At 40.0% G+C, this 14,988-nt stretch carries 13 protein-coding genes; 8 read left to right on the forward strand and 5 right to left on the reverse strand.

The features are described from left to right. Position 1: 1 nt before the first annotated feature. Positions 2 to 877, reverse strand: a complete 876-nt coding sequence (locus POD11_RS14485) for a metal-dependent hydrolase (protein WP_262457647.1) — start codon at positions 875 to 877, stop codon at positions 2 to 4. A gap of 121 nt (positions 878 to 998) precedes the next feature. Here POD11_RS14485 and POD11_RS14490 point away from each other — a divergent pair, with 121 nt between their 5' ends. The 6 genes from POD11_RS14490 to POD11_RS14515 all read left to right on the forward strand — a co-directional run bounded on the left by POD11_RS14490 (position 999) and on the right by POD11_RS14515 (position 7,379). After that, positions 999 to 2,048 (forward strand): AraC family transcriptional regulator, encoded by a 1,050-nt coding sequence (locus POD11_RS14490; protein ID WP_262457649.1) that lies wholly within the window; start codon positions 999 to 1,001, stop codon positions 2,046 to 2,048. 246 nt (positions 2,049 to 2,294) lie between these two features. After that, positions 2,295 to 3,098, forward strand: coding sequence for a tryptophan synthase subunit alpha (trpA, locus tag POD11_RS14495; RefSeq protein WP_239975436.1), 804 nt, complete (start codon positions 2,295 to 2,297; stop codon positions 3,096 to 3,098). Beyond that, positions 3,095 to 3,991, forward strand: coding sequence for an acetyl-CoA carboxylase, carboxyltransferase subunit beta (gene accD / locus POD11_RS14500; protein WP_262457650.1), 897 nt, complete (start codon positions 3,095 to 3,097; stop codon positions 3,989 to 3,991). Before trpA ends, accD begins: the two co-directional genes overlap by 4 nt. Beyond that, positions 3,988 to 5,274 carry a bifunctional tetrahydrofolate synthase/dihydrofolate synthase gene (gene folC, locus POD11_RS14505; RefSeq protein WP_262457651.1) on the forward strand — a complete coding sequence of 429 codons (1,287 nt, stop codon included), beginning with the start codon at positions 3,988 to 3,990 and terminating at the stop codon, positions 5,272 to 5,274. Before accD ends, folC begins: the two co-directional genes overlap by 4 nt. Continuing rightward, entirely contained in the window at positions 5,265 to 6,362 is a 1,098-nt protein-coding gene (locus POD11_RS14510) for an SPOR domain-containing protein (protein WP_262457652.1), read from the forward strand. The genes folC and POD11_RS14510 overlap by 10 nt, the downstream gene beginning before the upstream one ends. An 87-nt stretch (positions 6,363 to 6,449) precedes the next feature. Further along, entirely contained in the window at positions 6,450 to 7,379 is a 930-nt protein-coding gene (locus POD11_RS14515; protein ID WP_262457653.1) for a DUF6929 family protein, read from the forward strand. 145 nt (positions 7,380 to 7,524) lie between these two features. On the opposite strand, the gene POD11_RS14520 is transcribed toward POD11_RS14515, so the two are convergent. From POD11_RS14520 to POD11_RS14530, 3 genes are all read right to left on the reverse strand, one after another. Beyond that, positions 7,525 to 8,106, reverse strand: a complete 582-nt coding sequence (locus tag POD11_RS14520; RefSeq protein WP_262457654.1) for a dual specificity protein phosphatase family protein — start codon at positions 8,104 to 8,106, stop codon at positions 7,525 to 7,527. Then, entirely contained in the window at positions 8,103 to 8,915 is an 813-nt protein-coding gene (locus POD11_RS14525; protein WP_262457696.1) for an MBL fold metallo-hydrolase, read from the reverse strand. Before POD11_RS14525 ends, POD11_RS14520 begins: the two co-directional genes overlap by 4 nt. A gap of 302 nt (positions 8,916 to 9,217) precedes the next feature. Then, entirely contained in the window at positions 9,218 to 9,868 is a 651-nt protein-coding gene (locus POD11_RS14530; RefSeq protein ID WP_262457655.1) for a peroxiredoxin, read from the reverse strand. 406 nt (positions 9,869 to 10,274) lie between these two features. Here POD11_RS14530 and secA point away from each other — a divergent pair, with 406 nt between their 5' ends. Both secA and POD11_RS14540 read left to right on the forward strand, forming a co-directional pair. After that, positions 10,275 to 12,995 carry a preprotein translocase subunit SecA gene (gene secA / locus POD11_RS14535; protein ID WP_224992728.1) on the forward strand — a complete coding sequence of 907 codons (2,721 nt, stop codon included), beginning with the start codon at positions 10,275 to 10,277 and terminating at the stop codon, positions 12,993 to 12,995. A 130-nt stretch (positions 12,996 to 13,125) separates the two neighbouring features. After that, complete coding sequence (locus tag POD11_RS14540) at positions 13,126 to 13,569, forward strand: hypothetical protein (protein ID WP_262457656.1); 444 nt, start codon at positions 13,126 to 13,128, stop codon at positions 13,567 to 13,569. Between the two features lie 66 nt (positions 13,570 to 13,635). Here POD11_RS14540 and POD11_RS14545 read toward each other — a convergent pair whose 3' ends face one another. Then, on the reverse strand, positions 13,636 to 14,946 hold the full coding sequence (locus POD11_RS14545; RefSeq protein ID WP_016143091.1) for an MFS transporter: 1,311 nt from the start codon (positions 14,944 to 14,946) through the stop codon (positions 13,636 to 13,638). Positions 14,947 to 14,988 lie beyond the last annotated feature (42 nt).

A 14,988-nucleotide genomic window follows, 5' to 3' on the forward strand; every position in this document is an offset into this window, starting at 1 on the left:
GTTATAAACCTGCTTGCCAGAATGCCTCACCCGCTGCAATAGGATCATTTGTCTTTTCGAGTGTTTCAATCCAAACAGGATATTGACGAATGACCGGATGCTGACTTGGATGAAAATCTTTTTTAAACCAATCCAGATATTGGCTTTTCATTGCAGTTAATGTGCCATTTTTGCCGAAGAACCAAGGTAAGCCTTTAAGGCTCATCAAGAGTCTTTCTCTAGAACTAAAGCCATCACATTTCAACATGACATTGGTGCGATAGAGTGTAAAACCAAACATGAGTACAGTCGTAAGAACCAATACAAATCGACGAGTTGACTCTGGTACTTCACCTACTTGTTTCATGACATCAAAAGCAATATCACGGTGCTCCATCTCTTCAATGGCATGCCACGCAAACAGTGCTCGAACATAGGGGTGAGCATTTTCCAAAGTTTTTTTATGGCTATAAAACGTTTCTGCCATTAATGCCGTTAAATGTTCAGCTGCTGCTGTCATTGCAATATTGTATTGCGGTGAGCGTTTGGTGAGTTCAAAACGAAAAATTCTTTTAAGTGTGGCCGTGAACTGGTCAACAGGCATGCCTTGCTCTTTCATGAGCTGATTCATTTTGTCATGTGCAATACCGTGTTGAGCCTCTTGTTTAATAAAGTCTGCAACACGTTTTTGTAGTTCTGGATCATCAATTTTGTCACGGAACATACGAACGCATTCGATAAAATAACGCTCTCCATCTGGAAAGGTTAAGCTGAGTGCATCAAACATACGAGTCAAAAAAGGATCATTATTAAACCAAAAGCGTGGTGCTTCGTTTAAATGAAAATCCAGATCTTTACGAACCACGGGTTCGACTTGATAAGAAACATGTGCGTTCATATTTTTATTTCTCGCATCTAACATGTTCATTAGTATGTCGCGAATGGTCGGCTTTGTTTTGACAGTTATTGCCAATTTTTATACAGTTTGCGACAAGATGGCATTAAAAAAAGGATGAGCCATGAAGGATTTTACGATTTCAAATGGCTATTTTTATTTGTGGAACACTTACTTAAAAGAAAGAGGAATCGATTGGCAGGGATTAAATCTTACGGACGTTCAGGCCCGTCAGGTTCAAAATATTTTAGCTTCATCTATTGATGCTCAATCTTCTTTAAATTTTTTTCTTGAACTTTTAGAGCTGACAGAGTCTCGTCTACAAGTTTCTAATTTAGCCTTGGAAATGGCGACTTGTATTACACCTGCCAATTTTGGTGTATTGGGTTATATGGCTTCTCGAAGCGGCAGTTTCGCAGAGGTTCTTGAATATGTCATGAAATTTCATCGTCTCGTCATTGACGGTGAGCAAATCGTGCCTATGAAAATCGAACAAGATACTTCTAGCATCCGTTTGTATTGGCCTCTGGTTGATGCCAGCAATATTATACTTTGTGAGCTAACTTTGGCTGCTATGGTACAACTTGCTAAACAGATTGCTCCTTTTCATGATTTCCTCTTGCAGCATGTTGAGTTTGTGCACCGCTCCCGTGGAGCATTAGTACATTATCAGCGTTTCTTTCAATGCAAATTATCATTTGAGCAACCTTACTATGCATTAACTTTTGCAAGTGAAGGATTAAGTGTTCGCCCTCGTCAGGCAGACCCAACTCTAATGCAACTTTTGGTGAAACAGGCAGAAGAGGCATTGGCTCAGCGGAAAATACATACAGATTTAGCTCAGCAAATACATTGGATTGTTCATGAATATTTTAAGCACAAGCAACAAGCCCCGAAAATAGAGGATATTGCTATTGAGTTGAATATCTCAGTACGAAGCTTACAACGCCAACTACAGTCGTTAAACACTTCATTTAAATTAATTTTAGATACTGAACGTATGAAACGCTGTGAAATATTACTTCACCAAAATGAAAGTCTGACTGTAATTGCTGAACAGTTGGGATATTCGGATCAATCAGCACTTGCACGTGCCCATAAAAACTTGACAGGACAAACTTTACTCACACGTAAAAGGCAATTACAACTCGCGCATAAAAATATTGAGAAATAACTTTTGGGTGGTGATTTTTTGTTCATGCTAGGGTCTAATAATGGCTCGAAAATAGGAAGCTTTGATCATTGAGAAAAGTTTCAAAATATTGATAAATGTACGCCATGGGTTGTATGAATCATACAATCGAATATCGCCATAACGTTAGAGCTGTTCAATGGACAAAAAATAGCGTTAAAATGCGATGTTCTTGTATTTCTACAAACAACTCCTCAATTTTAAATAATTCAAGGAAAGCACAACCCTATGTCACGTCTTGCCACCCGTTTTGAAAAGCTTAAGTCCCAACAACGTAAAGCGCTTGTATCTTATGTTATGGCGGGTGATCCACAGCCACAAGTAACGGTTCCGTTACTGCATAAAATGGTTGCGGCAGGAGTAGATGTCATTGAGCTTGGTTTACCATTTTCAGATCCAATGGCTGATGGTCCGGTAATTGCGCTTGCAGCTGAACGTGCGCTTGCAGCAGGGACCAATACGTTGGATGCACTCAACATGGTAAAAGAGTTCCGTGAGCAGGATCAGGAAACACCTGTTGTTTTAATGGGTTATCTAAATCCAGTTGAAGTGATTGGTTACGAGAAGTTTGTTTCTCATGCGAAACAATGTGGTGTAGATGGCTTATTACTTGTGGATTTACCACCAGAAGAGTCAAAAGAATTTGGTGCTGTGTTGAAACAACATGATATGGACCAAATTTTCTTACTTGCACCAACTTCTACAGATCAACGCATTCAACATGTGGCAAATCAGGCAAGTGGATTTATCTACTATGTTTCACTGAAAGGTGTAACGGGAGCCGCAACACTTGATACGGCAGAAGCTGCTGCGCGTATTCAAAAAATCAAAAATGCTACTGATATTCCAGTAGGTGTTGGTTTTGGTATTAGTGATGCCGCTTCAGCAAAAGCAATGGGTAACGTTGCTGATGCCGTGATTGTAGGTAGTGCTTTCGTTAAAAATTTTGCAACGTTGGCAGCGGATGACGCTGTTGAACAGACGGTGAGTAAAGTCAAGGAGCTTCGAGCAGCGCTCGATGAGTTAGTATGAATCAAGAAGTGAAACCAGGGAAAGTTCTTAGCCCTTCGACACCATGGACAAAACGTCCGGTTCCAGGTATTGAAGTCGCAGATGAGCAACAAATTCTCAAAGCAACATTTACTGAGCCAACGATTGAATGTCCTGAATGTCATGCACTAGTGACACGTACAGCAATATCTTTCAATGCGTATGTTTGTCCGCAATGTGATGAACATTTACGAATGAAAGCTCGTGACCGCTTGAACTGGTTCTTCGACAATGTTGTAACTGAATTGGGTCAAGAATTTAGTGCCAAAGATCCACTAAAGTTTGTTGACTCTAAACCGTATCCAGATCGTATGCGTGAAGCGCAAACTAAAACTGGTGAAACGGAAGCCTTAATTGCCATGCAAGGTAACTTAAATGGCATGGATATGATTGCATGTGCTTTTGAGTTCGACTTTATGGGCGGCTCAATGGGTACGGTTGTAGGTGATCGCTTTGTTCAGGCTGCCGAGCTTGCAATTGAAAAACGTCAACCATTAATCTGTTTCGCAGCTTCTGGTGGCGCGCGTATGCAAGAAGGTATGTTATCGCTTATGCAAATGGCGCGTACTTCTGCTGCGATTCAAAAATTAAAAGATGCCGGCTTACCGTATATCGTGGTTTTAACACATCCTGTATATGGCGGTGTAACAGCTTCATTAGCAATGTTGGGTGATATTCATATTGCTGAACCTAAAGCGATGATTGGCTTTGCTGGTAAACGTGTAATTGAGCAGACTGTACGTGAAACTCTTGAAGAACCGTTCCAACGTGCTGAATATTTGCTTGATCATGGTGTAATCGATCAGATTGTTCATCGTCATGCTTTACGTGATACTGTATCTCGACTTGTATCGAAATTGATGAACTTACCTTGAACCAACAAGCTCCACTTTCAATAGACTCTTTAGATACATGGCTCAATTATTGGAGCCATGTTCACGTTACAGGGATAGATCTTGGTCTGGAACGTGTAATTCCTGTTGCAGAAAAGTTGGGTGTAACTCAGCCTCATGCTAAAGTTTTTACAGTAGCCGGAACGAATGGTAAAGGCTCAACGACAACCACACTGGCTGCGATATTAAACGCACAAGGTTATAAAGTTGGGCTATATCAGTCACCGCATATCTATCGCTTTAATGAGCGAGTCAAATTAGGTGGAGTCGAAGTCGATGATCAAAGTCTGATTGATGCTTTTGTTCAAGTCGATCAGGCTCGTCGTGATTGTGATTTAAGCTTATCTTTTTTTGAAGCAACCACTTTGGCTGCTTTTGTTATTTTTAAACAACAACAATGTGATGTATGGGTGCTTGAAGTCGGTTTGGGCGGGCGTTTAGATGTCGTCAATGTGATTGATCCCGACATTGCAGTAATTACTAATATTGGCCTAGATCACACAGACTGGTTAGGCGATACCATCGAAAAAATTGCTTTTGAAAAAGCAGGTATTATTCGTCCCCATATTCCGGTTATTTTTGCAGGCGAGCAACCATTGCCGCAAGCAATTCAAGATAAAGCACAAAGTACACAAGCAGAGTTATATACCATTAATCGTGATTATTTTTATAAGCTCGCAGATGATGGACAAAACTGGTACTTTGCTTCGGAAGGAACTACTTTAAAACTTCCGTTAGGTACATTAGCGATTGAAAATATTGCTGGAGCAGTTGCTGCCATTTTAAATAGCGGACTTGAGATTTCTCAGTCAGCATTAGAAAAAGGTATTCAATCTGCTCGCTTAGCAGGGCGTTTTGAACAGCGCCAAGTGGATGGCAAAACGGTCATTTTTGATGCCGGACACAATCCTCATGGTGTTGAATTTTTGTTAAAGCAATTGCGAAATTTCTTAGAATACAATAAACAGTACACAGAAGTTGTCGCAGTATTTTCAATGCTGGCAGATAAAGATATAAAATCAGTAGTCGATTTATTGAAACCTACTGTTTTACATTGGAAAATTGCTGAATTGAATGTGCCGCGTGCTGCACCGATTCAGCAACTCAATGATGCCTTGCAAGGCCAGACAGTACAACAATATGGCAATATCAAAGAGGCTTTTAAATCAGCGCTTGAGCAAACAAATAACAATCAGCTGATTTTGGCCTGTGGTTCGTTTCATACTTTAGAAGCGATTTGGGAGTATTTGGAAGAATGTCAATGAATAACAAACAACGCTGGATGGGTGGCGTTGTTTTACTAGGAGGTGGTGTTTTATTGGCAGCATTACTTCTAAAAGGAAATGAGGAAATAAAACAGGTTGAAGTTCAACCATCCGCATCCACATCGCCAAAAACTCAAACTAAACCAAAACAGACAACTGAAGGGCAAATGGTACAACTACAACCGCTTGCGGTTGATGTTGAAACTGAAAAACGTTTGCTTGAAGAACAACGTCGTGCGCGTGAAAAGGCTGTTGCCGAACAAGAAGCACGTGCAGCTGAGTTTTTAGCAATGCAGCAGCAGGCTGAAGCTGATGCTGCTCGTAAAGCCGCAGCAGAGTACGCTGCAATTAATGCGCGTCGTACAGCGGCTCAAGAAAGTTCAGATAATATTCCACCAGAGTTAGTGGGTGAGGCGAAAGCTAAAAACCAGCAAACCAATACGGTGAATAAAACAACTGCTACTTCAAACATAGATGCAGACAAAAAAGCTGCTGAAGCCAAACGTCAAGCAGAAGCAGATAAAAAAGTGGCAGATGCTAAGCGTCAAGCAGAAGCGGACAAAAAAACAACTGAAGCCAAACGCCAAGCGGAAGCTGATAAGAAAGCAGCCGAAGCCAAACGCCAAGCAGAAGCAGATAAAAAAGCGGCAGATGCTAAGCGCCAAGCAGAGGCTGATAAGAAAGCAGCTGAAGCCAAACGCCAAGCAGAGGCTGATAAGAAAGCAGCCGAAACTAAACGCCAAGCAGAAGCTGATAAAAAAGCTTCTGATGCTAAACGAAAAGCTGAAGCTGAGAAAAAAGCTGAAGCTGAAAAGGCGCGTGAACTGCTTGAAAACGGTGATAAAAAGTGGATGGTTCAAGTGGCCCTGGCTGCTAACCAAGCAAATGCAGATGCAGTGGTTTCTAAATTACGAGCTAAGGGCTATAAGGTAACTACAAGCCCAACCAGTAAGGGAATCCGTATTATGGTTGGTCCTGCGAAAGACCGTGATACAGCAGATGCAGCTCGTAAGAAAATTACTTCTGATTCAAGCTTAAATATGAAATCAGCTTGGGTAATTGACTGGGTGCCGCTTGATCAGCGATAAAGGCTGATCAACCCCTAAATCAAATCTGGAACACTTCAAAGGCTGTATTCTTGTGAGGAGTGTTCCATTCAATAGGGGATCTTGAAGATGAATACAACAATTAAAATATTAGAAAAATTTGTTTTTGCACAAGATTCAATGATTAGCGCGCTGTCTGGAGTTGCTTGTGCGGGGGAGGATGTTTATTTTGTTGGCGATAATCTCCCTTATCTATTAAGAATCAAGCGAACCCAGAACATGGCCGATGCAAAGGTCTTTGAAAAAATTCCATTATTTGATCCTTCAGAGCAAATACCGCTCAGTGTATTAACCAAAGAACAGAAACCCGATTTTGAAGCTTTAACCTCCATAAGTTGGAAAGGACAATTACAGCTTTTGGTGATGGGTTCGGGTTCTACAGAAAACCGAAAACGAGCATTACTTTATAATCCTGCCAATGATCAGGTCAGGACCTTCTTGGATGCGGTTGATTATGATTTTTTACAGCATCAGGTTGAGTTAACAGGCGGGGCTGATCTCAATGTAGAAGCCGTATGTTCAGACCATCGTTATCTTTATATCTTTCAACGCGGTAACATAAATCTTCATCATGGGGTTTTAGTCTTTGATTTAATTAAAATTCAAGCAGGAGAATCCTTAGCAAATGCACTTATACATTCCCTCAAACTGAGTTTGGCTGAGCTTGATGGTTCAGCAAGCGGCATTTCAGATGCTTGTTTTTTAGCGGATAAAAATTTGATTGTTGCTACAGCTACGGTCGAACAAACACTCAATACCTATGATGATGGTGCTGTCTTGGGAAGTTTTATCTTGGTGTTTTCACCTGATGGTAAAGCTTTAGCGACTCATTTGATTCAAGATGCGAAAGGACAGCCGCTGCCAATCAAGGTTGAAGGGATTACTTGGTTTGAGTCGAAATCTGATGGCGAAGTCTTTTTATTAGTAACAGACAGTGATGGTGGTGATTCTGAGATTTTGAAAATATTGCTTAGCAACCCCGCTTTGGGAAAATCATAAAGATAAATCATATTTTTGATAGTTATCTCTCTTTAAATGTATATTTTTCAATGTATTTGCTAAAAATGAAAACGATAAATAAGTGGGTGATTGAGCCAATTTATTTGCCTAATAATTGGGTTTGTATGCAAATGCACTCGAGGCTTTAACTGTTGGAATTCGACAGTTGTTGTTGAATCCATCTTACATTTTCAGGGGTAAATAACCGGTCAATGTTCTTCCAAATAATATGATAACCATAACCACCGTGTTTCATTTCTTTAACGGCATCATCAATTGCCCAATTTTCAAAAATAATGCGATACATGGCAACGCTGGCCCCTGTACGATCTGAACCATGGTAACAATGCAATAAAACGCGTTGATCATTCTGCTTAGCAATTTTGATTTGTTGCATGACTTCTAATAAATCTTGTCGGTCAATTGCCCATGTGTTGATAGGAATATGTACAAGATTAAAATTTTCATTTTTAAAAACTAAAGTATCTACGTCTTTGGCCCTTAAATTAATGATCGTTCCAATTTGATTCTTCTTTAATTCTGAAATCATGGCAGCATTTGGTTGTTCGCTGCGAAAAACATCATTACTAATTTGGTAAAAGTTATGGGGTTGAGAAACTAAGCTTCCCCAATCTTGTGGTCGATGCTCATGGGCAATACTTTCGTGCTGCATACAGCCTTGTAGATTTATACAGATCACAAGTGTAAGGAGCGATAATTTCTTCATATTTGATACCGTTTCAGCTCATCAGGGTCGTGAGCACAAATTATTTCAATTGTTGGCTCATGTTGAGCTAAATGCTGTAAGCGTTTGAGGTTGAAAATACGTTTTTCATTATCCTCTGCAAATGTTTTTTCCAGCAGACTGAGCGATCTTAATTTATTTTTAGGGTTTAACTCTCGGTGTGAGTAGTAAGCATCTCCACAAAATAATAACCATTGATTTTGTTGCTTTATAGCAATACCACAATGTCCAGCCGAATGGCCTAGGAGCGGTACCATTAAAATTTCATCTTGAAATAGGGGAAATCCTTTTACTTTTTCGAGGTTAAACCATGCTTCACCTTTTTGATATTCAACAAAGTTCCAATATCGATGATCTTTATATTGATTGGTTCTATAGCGAAGTTTGCCTTTAAAATTTGGAAGTTGGGCTGCGTTATACTCTGATGCTAAAACATGGACTGTGGCATGAGGAAAATCTGAGATTCCACCTGCATGATCAAAATCAAGATGAGTAACAAAGATGTGCTGTACATCTTTAGGGCTAAATCCGAGCTTTTGGATTTGCTGGATCGCGCTAAATTCAAGATTATGCTCAATCTTGCCTAGACGTTTCACTAATGAGCCTAAGCGCTGCTTCATATGTAAGTAGTCTTGCAAGCCAAAGCCCGTATCGATAAGTACTAAGCCTCGATCAGTTTCAACCAGAAGGCAATGACAGATTACCTCAGCTAGGAAACCCTTTTGTCCAAACAATGGGGCACAAACCGGGCACATGCTGCCACACTTTAAATGATGAATTTTATAGATCATGATTTTTATTTTTTTACCGAATCGGTTCGAGTTATAACTGATCTGAACAATAAAAACCATGAGTATTCAATACATAAATAAAAAAGCCACCGCGTTGGATGACTTTTTAGGGTGTGATATTTAACCTCTTGTGCCTACGCGCTTTGCTTGTCTTGTAGGGAACTTTTCAAATGTTTGCCTACGCACTGCGTTTGTCTTGTAGGGAATCTTTAAGATGTGTGCCTACGCGCTTTGCTTATTTTGCAGGGAGTCTTTCAGAAGCCTGCCTACGCACTTCGTTTGTCTTGCAAGCAATAAAACCTTTAGTCGGTTTTATTGCTTTCAGGCTGTGGTGTAAGGCGTAAATAAGGTTTAACCACTGTATACCCTTTAGGGAAGCGCTGTTTAATTTCTTGTTCATCTTTAAGTGATGGCACAATAACGACATCTTCACCCTGCTGCCAATTCGCTGGTGTAGCGACTTTATGCTTATCTGTTAATTGTAAAGAATCAACAACACGTAAGACTTCATTAAAATTTCGGCCAGTTGAAGCAGGGTAGGTAATGATTAAGCGAACTTTTTTGTTAGGATCGATAATCACTAATGAGCGCACTGTCAAAGTTTCACTGGCATTAGGGTGGATGAAACCGTAGAGCTCAGATACCTTCCGGTCTTTATCCGCAATGATAGGGAAGTTGACAGTTGTATTTTGTGTTTCATTAATATCGTTGATCCAGCCTTTATGAGACTCTACATCGTCTACTGACAAAGCAATCGCTTTAACATTACGCTTCGTAAATTCATCTTTTAATTTTGCTGTGTAACCTAACTCAGTTGTACATACGGGGGTATAGTCAGCCGGATGCGAAAATAAAATCCCCCAACTATCCCCTAAAAAATCATAAAAATTAATTGTGCCTTCGCTCGATTCTTGTTGAAAATCGGGAGCAGTATCTCCTAATCGTAGTGTCATGATCGTTCCTCAATTGCTCATAATTTGTTATTCGATCAAAAGAATATGCAGCATTTACTTTATGATTAAAATTATTGTTTTTGTATTTTATTATGAATTTTTTATATAAGTGTAAATATATATGACTAAAACTCATTATTTTAACTGCTTAATCAATGTAACTTTAAGGTAAATTTGCTAAATTAGATTTCTCGGAAGTTATGCTTAATCGATGAGCGTTAATGGTGTGTTTTTGGTGCTCGGCACATTAAGGGGAGATTAGATGAATGAAAAACCGTTTATCTAACTATCAGATTTTTTTTAGGGGTTTTGTGCAAACCCCTTGTACTTCAAATTTCTGGCACCATAATAAACGACTGAGAAAAAGTTTATTCATTTGACCAAGCAAGATTTAGAGAGTTTATCCATGTTGGCAAGTCTGATCGGAGGTATCTTCGGTACAAAAAATGAGCGTGAACTCAAACGCATGCGCAAAATTGTTGAGCAAATCAATGCGCTCGAGCCGACGATATCAGCTTTAAGCGATGCAGACTTATCTGCAAAAACTCCAGAATTCAAACAACGTTATAATAATGGCGAAAGTTTAGATAAATTACTTCCAGAAGCATTTGCAGTGTGTCGTGAGGCCGCTAAACGTGTAATGGGTATGCGTCACTATGACGTTCAGTTAATTGGTGGTATTACCTTACATGAAGGTAAGATTGCCGAGATGCGTACTGGTGAAGGTAAAACCCTCATGGGTACTTTGGCATGTTATTTAAATGCTTTAAGTGGCCAAGGTGTACATGTCATTACTGTGAACGATTATTTGGCACAGCGTGATGCCGAGTTGAACCGCCCATTATTTGAGTTTTTGGGTCTATCAATTGGTACGATTTATTCAATGCAAGGTCCGTCAGAAAAAGCGGCAGCTTACCTTGCCGATATTACTTACGGTACTAATAACGAATTTGGTTTTGACTACCTTCGTGACAACATGGTGTTTTCTTTAGCAGAAAAGAAACAACGTGGTTTGCACTATGCCATTATCGATGAAGTTGACTCCATCTTGATTGATGAGGCACGTACACCATTAATTATTTCTGGTCAAAGTGAAGATTCTTCACACCTCTACAGTGCAATCAATACGATTCCACCTAAATTACATCCGCAAAAAGAAGAAAAAGTAGCAGATGGTGGGCATTTCTGGATTGATGAAAAGCAGCGTTCAGTTGAAATGACCGAAATCGGTTATGAAACTGTTGAACAAGAACTTATTCAAATGGGCTTGTTGGCCGAAGGCGAAAGCTTATATTCAGCAACAAACCTAAATCTTGTCCATCATGTGTCGGCTGCTATCCGTGCGCATTTCCTGTTCCAACGCGATGTTCACTATATTATTCATGATGGTGAAGTGGTTATTGTTGATGAACATACGGGTCGTACGATGCCGGGTCGTCGTTGGTCAGAAGGTTTACATCAAGCTGTTGAAGCAAAAGAAGGCTTGGAAATTCAGCCTGAAAACCAAACTTTAGCGACAACAACATTCCAGAACTATTTCCGTCTATATAAAAAGCTTTCAGGTATGACAGGTACTGCTGATACTGAAGCTGCGGAAATGAAAGAAATTTACGGCCTTGATGTTGTGATTATTCCAACGCATCGTCCAATGATTCGTAACGACCAAAACGATTTAATTTATTTAAACCGTAACGGCAAATATAACGCGATTATTCAAGAAATTATGAATATTCGTCAGCAAGGTGTTGCTCCGATTCTGATTGGTACGGCAACGATTGAAGCCAGTGAAATTTTATCTTCTAAGTTAATGCAAGCTGGTATTCATCATGAAGTGTTGAATGCAAAGCAGCATGAGCGTGAAGCTGACATTATTGCTCAGGCGGGTAGCCCGAATGCAGTAACGATTGCTACTAACATGGCTGGTCGTGGTACGGACATTATCTTGGGTGGTAACTGGAAAGCTAAGCTTGCCAAACTAGAGAATCCAACTGCAGAAGATGAAGCACGTTTAAAAGCACAATGGGAGCAGGACCACGAAGATGTATTGCAAGCGGGTGGTTTGCACATCATTGGTTCTGAACGCCATGAATCACGTCGTATTGATAACCAGTTACGTGGTCGTGCCGGTCGTCAGGGTGACCCTGGTGTTTCTCGTTTCTATTTGTCTCTTGAAGATGACCTTATGCGTATTTTCGCAGGCGACCGTGTTGTTGGTATGATGCGCGCGATGGGTTTGAAAGAAGACGAAGCGATTGAACATAAAATGGTGAGCCGTTCGATTGAGAATGCTCAGCGTAAAGTTGAAGCACGTAACTTCGATATTCGTAAAAACTTATTGAAATACGATGATGTGAATAATGAACAGCGTAAGATTATTTATTCACAACGTGATGAAGTATTAGCTGAAAATACCTTAAAAGAATATGTTGAAGAAATGCATCGTGAAGTGATGCAAGGCATGATTGCTAACTTTATTCCACCAGAGTCAATTCATGACCAGTGGGATGTGGAAGGTTTAGAAAATGCTTTACGTATTGATTTAGGTATTGAGCTGCCAATTCAACAATGGTTAGACCAAGATCGTCGTTTAGATGAAGAAGGTTTAGTTGAGCGCATTAGCGATGAAGTGATTGAGCGTTATCGTCAGCGCCGTGCTCAAATGGGTGATGAATCGGCAGCAATGCTTGAACGTCATTTCGTTTTAAACTCTCTTGATCGCCATTGGAAAGATCACTTAGCTGCAATGGATTATTTGCGTCAAGGTATTCACTTACGTGGCTATGCGCAAAAAAATCCTGAACAGGAATATAAGAAAGAAGCTTTCAACCTGTTTGTAAATATGTTGGGTATTATTAAAACTGATGTTGTGACTGATTTGTCTCGTGTACATATCCCAACACCAGAAGAACTTGCAGAAATGGAAGCTCAACAGCAGCAGCAAGCTGAATCAATGAAGCTTTCTTTTGAACATGATGATGTAGATGGTTTAACTGGTGAAGTTACACTTTCTCAAGAAACCATGAACGAGTCTGCCGATCAGCAAACTTTCCCTGTTCCAGAAAGTCGCAATGCGCCATGTCCATGTGGTTCAGGACTAAAATATAAGCAATGTCACGGTAAGATCTAATCTGCCTTCACAAAAAAGCAGAACAATTGTTCTGCTTTTTTTATGTTTGTAGTAAGCCTGTGAATAATGTTTGCAGTTTTAAGCATTAAATGATATTTACTTCTCATCCAGAGTGTATGTTGGAAAGACAATGAAAAAAGTATTACAACCTTTATTTTTAACTGTTCTTGCTGTGCCTAGTTTTGTTTTCGCAGCAGAAACAGCTTCAGCCCCTCAAACGACAACAGTTGATAAAGTTCTTGCAGCAAAAGGCCCAACTTCGGCTCAAGCTGTAGTGAAGCAAGAAAATACTACAGTGATTAGCCCACGTACCGGTATTCGCTATACGTTGGGAAACACAAATAATCGCCCAATTATTTTACAAACTACTGCGATTGCTCCAGCAAACTCAGCAAACATCAATCGTATTGTGGCAACTAACCCAGCTCTCTCTGTAAAGAGCCAAGAAAAAGCAAAAGTGGCTTTAATCGGTGAAGCAGCTGTAGCAGGACCAGCAGCTGTTGCAGCAAGCAATGTTACAGCTCCAGCTGTATCAAATAGTATGGCTCCTTCGAATCCAGCAACAATGAATTAAGACATATATGTATGAAAAAGCCGGTTCAATTTTGAACCGGCTTTTTTATGGGGTGTTTTTAAAACTTTAAATCTGGTTATTTACATCATCATTTTTTGTTTCACGAATGAGTAAGAACGCGATGAGTGATAAAAGTGATGCAGCAGTAAGATAATAACCAACCGCATATAAACCATAAGTTTCAGCAAGCTTAGTCGCAATGAGTGGGGCAAAAGATGCACCAAAAATACCAGCCAAGTTAAAAGTTAATGCTGAACCTGTATAACGAACTGAAGTTGGGAAAAGTTCAGAAAGAACTGTACCAATTGGACCATAGGTTAAGCCCATAATTGCCAAGCCAGTACATAAGAAAAGGAAGACGATTAAGGTATTTCCAGACTCTAACATACTAGAGAAGAACAAGCCGAAAATCGCAGCAGCAATACAAACGCCAATAGAAGTTGTTTTACGACCAAATTTTTCTGCAAAAATAGCCGATAAAGGAATGAATGCGGCAAAGCAAAGTGTAGCAAAGAGTTGAAGTTCTAAGAATTCACCACGTGCATAGCCAAGCTTTGTGGTTCCCCAGTTTAAAGCAAATACGGTAGTAAGATAGAACACGACAAAGGTACAAATTGCTGCAACTGTGCCAAGAATAAGTTTACCAGTATGTTTGGTTAAGACTTCTTTAAATGGAATATTAACTTCTTTTTGCTTATCTAAAACCTTTTGGAAAGCTGGAGTTTCATGAAGCTTTAAGCGAATGTATAAGCCAACAATAACCAATACAGCACTGGCAATAAATGGAATGCGCCAGCCCCATTGCATGAATGCTTGCTCAGGAATAACTGCACTTAATAATAAGAAAGAACCTGTTGCTAGAATAAAGCCAATTGGAGCACCTAGCTGTGGAAACATGCCATACCATGCTCTTTTACCTTCTGGGGCATTTTCAGTCGCTAATAATACTGCGCCACTCCATTCACCGCCCAAGCCTAGACCTTGTCCTAAACGACAAACGGCTAATAGTAATGGTGCGACAATTCCGATTTGGGCATAGGTTGGAAGCAAACCAATACATACGGTCGAAATACCCATGGTCAGTAAAGCTGCAACTAAAGTTGCTTTTCGGCCAATACGGTCTCCGAGATGGCCGAATAGTGCAGCACCAATAGGGCGAGCAATAAAGGCAATTGCAAAGGTTGCCAGAGATTGTAAGACTGCGGCACTGCCACTACTAGCAGGGAAAAATAGGTGTGGAAAGATAATTACGGCAGCTGTTGCATAGATATAAAAGTCGAAAAACTCAATGGTTGTACCGACTAAGCTTGCAAACAAAACTCGTGTCTTTGAATTAGTGGCTACTACAGGAGCAGCAGTCGCAGAGGTTGACTCCATATAAGTCCTTATATAAGTTAAAATTTATTTTTAATTACTACT

The organism is Acinetobacter sp. P1(2023) (genome assembly GCF_028367635.1).
Classification (GTDB): Bacteria; Pseudomonadota; Gammaproteobacteria; order Pseudomonadales; family Moraxellaceae; genus Acinetobacter; species Acinetobacter pittii_E.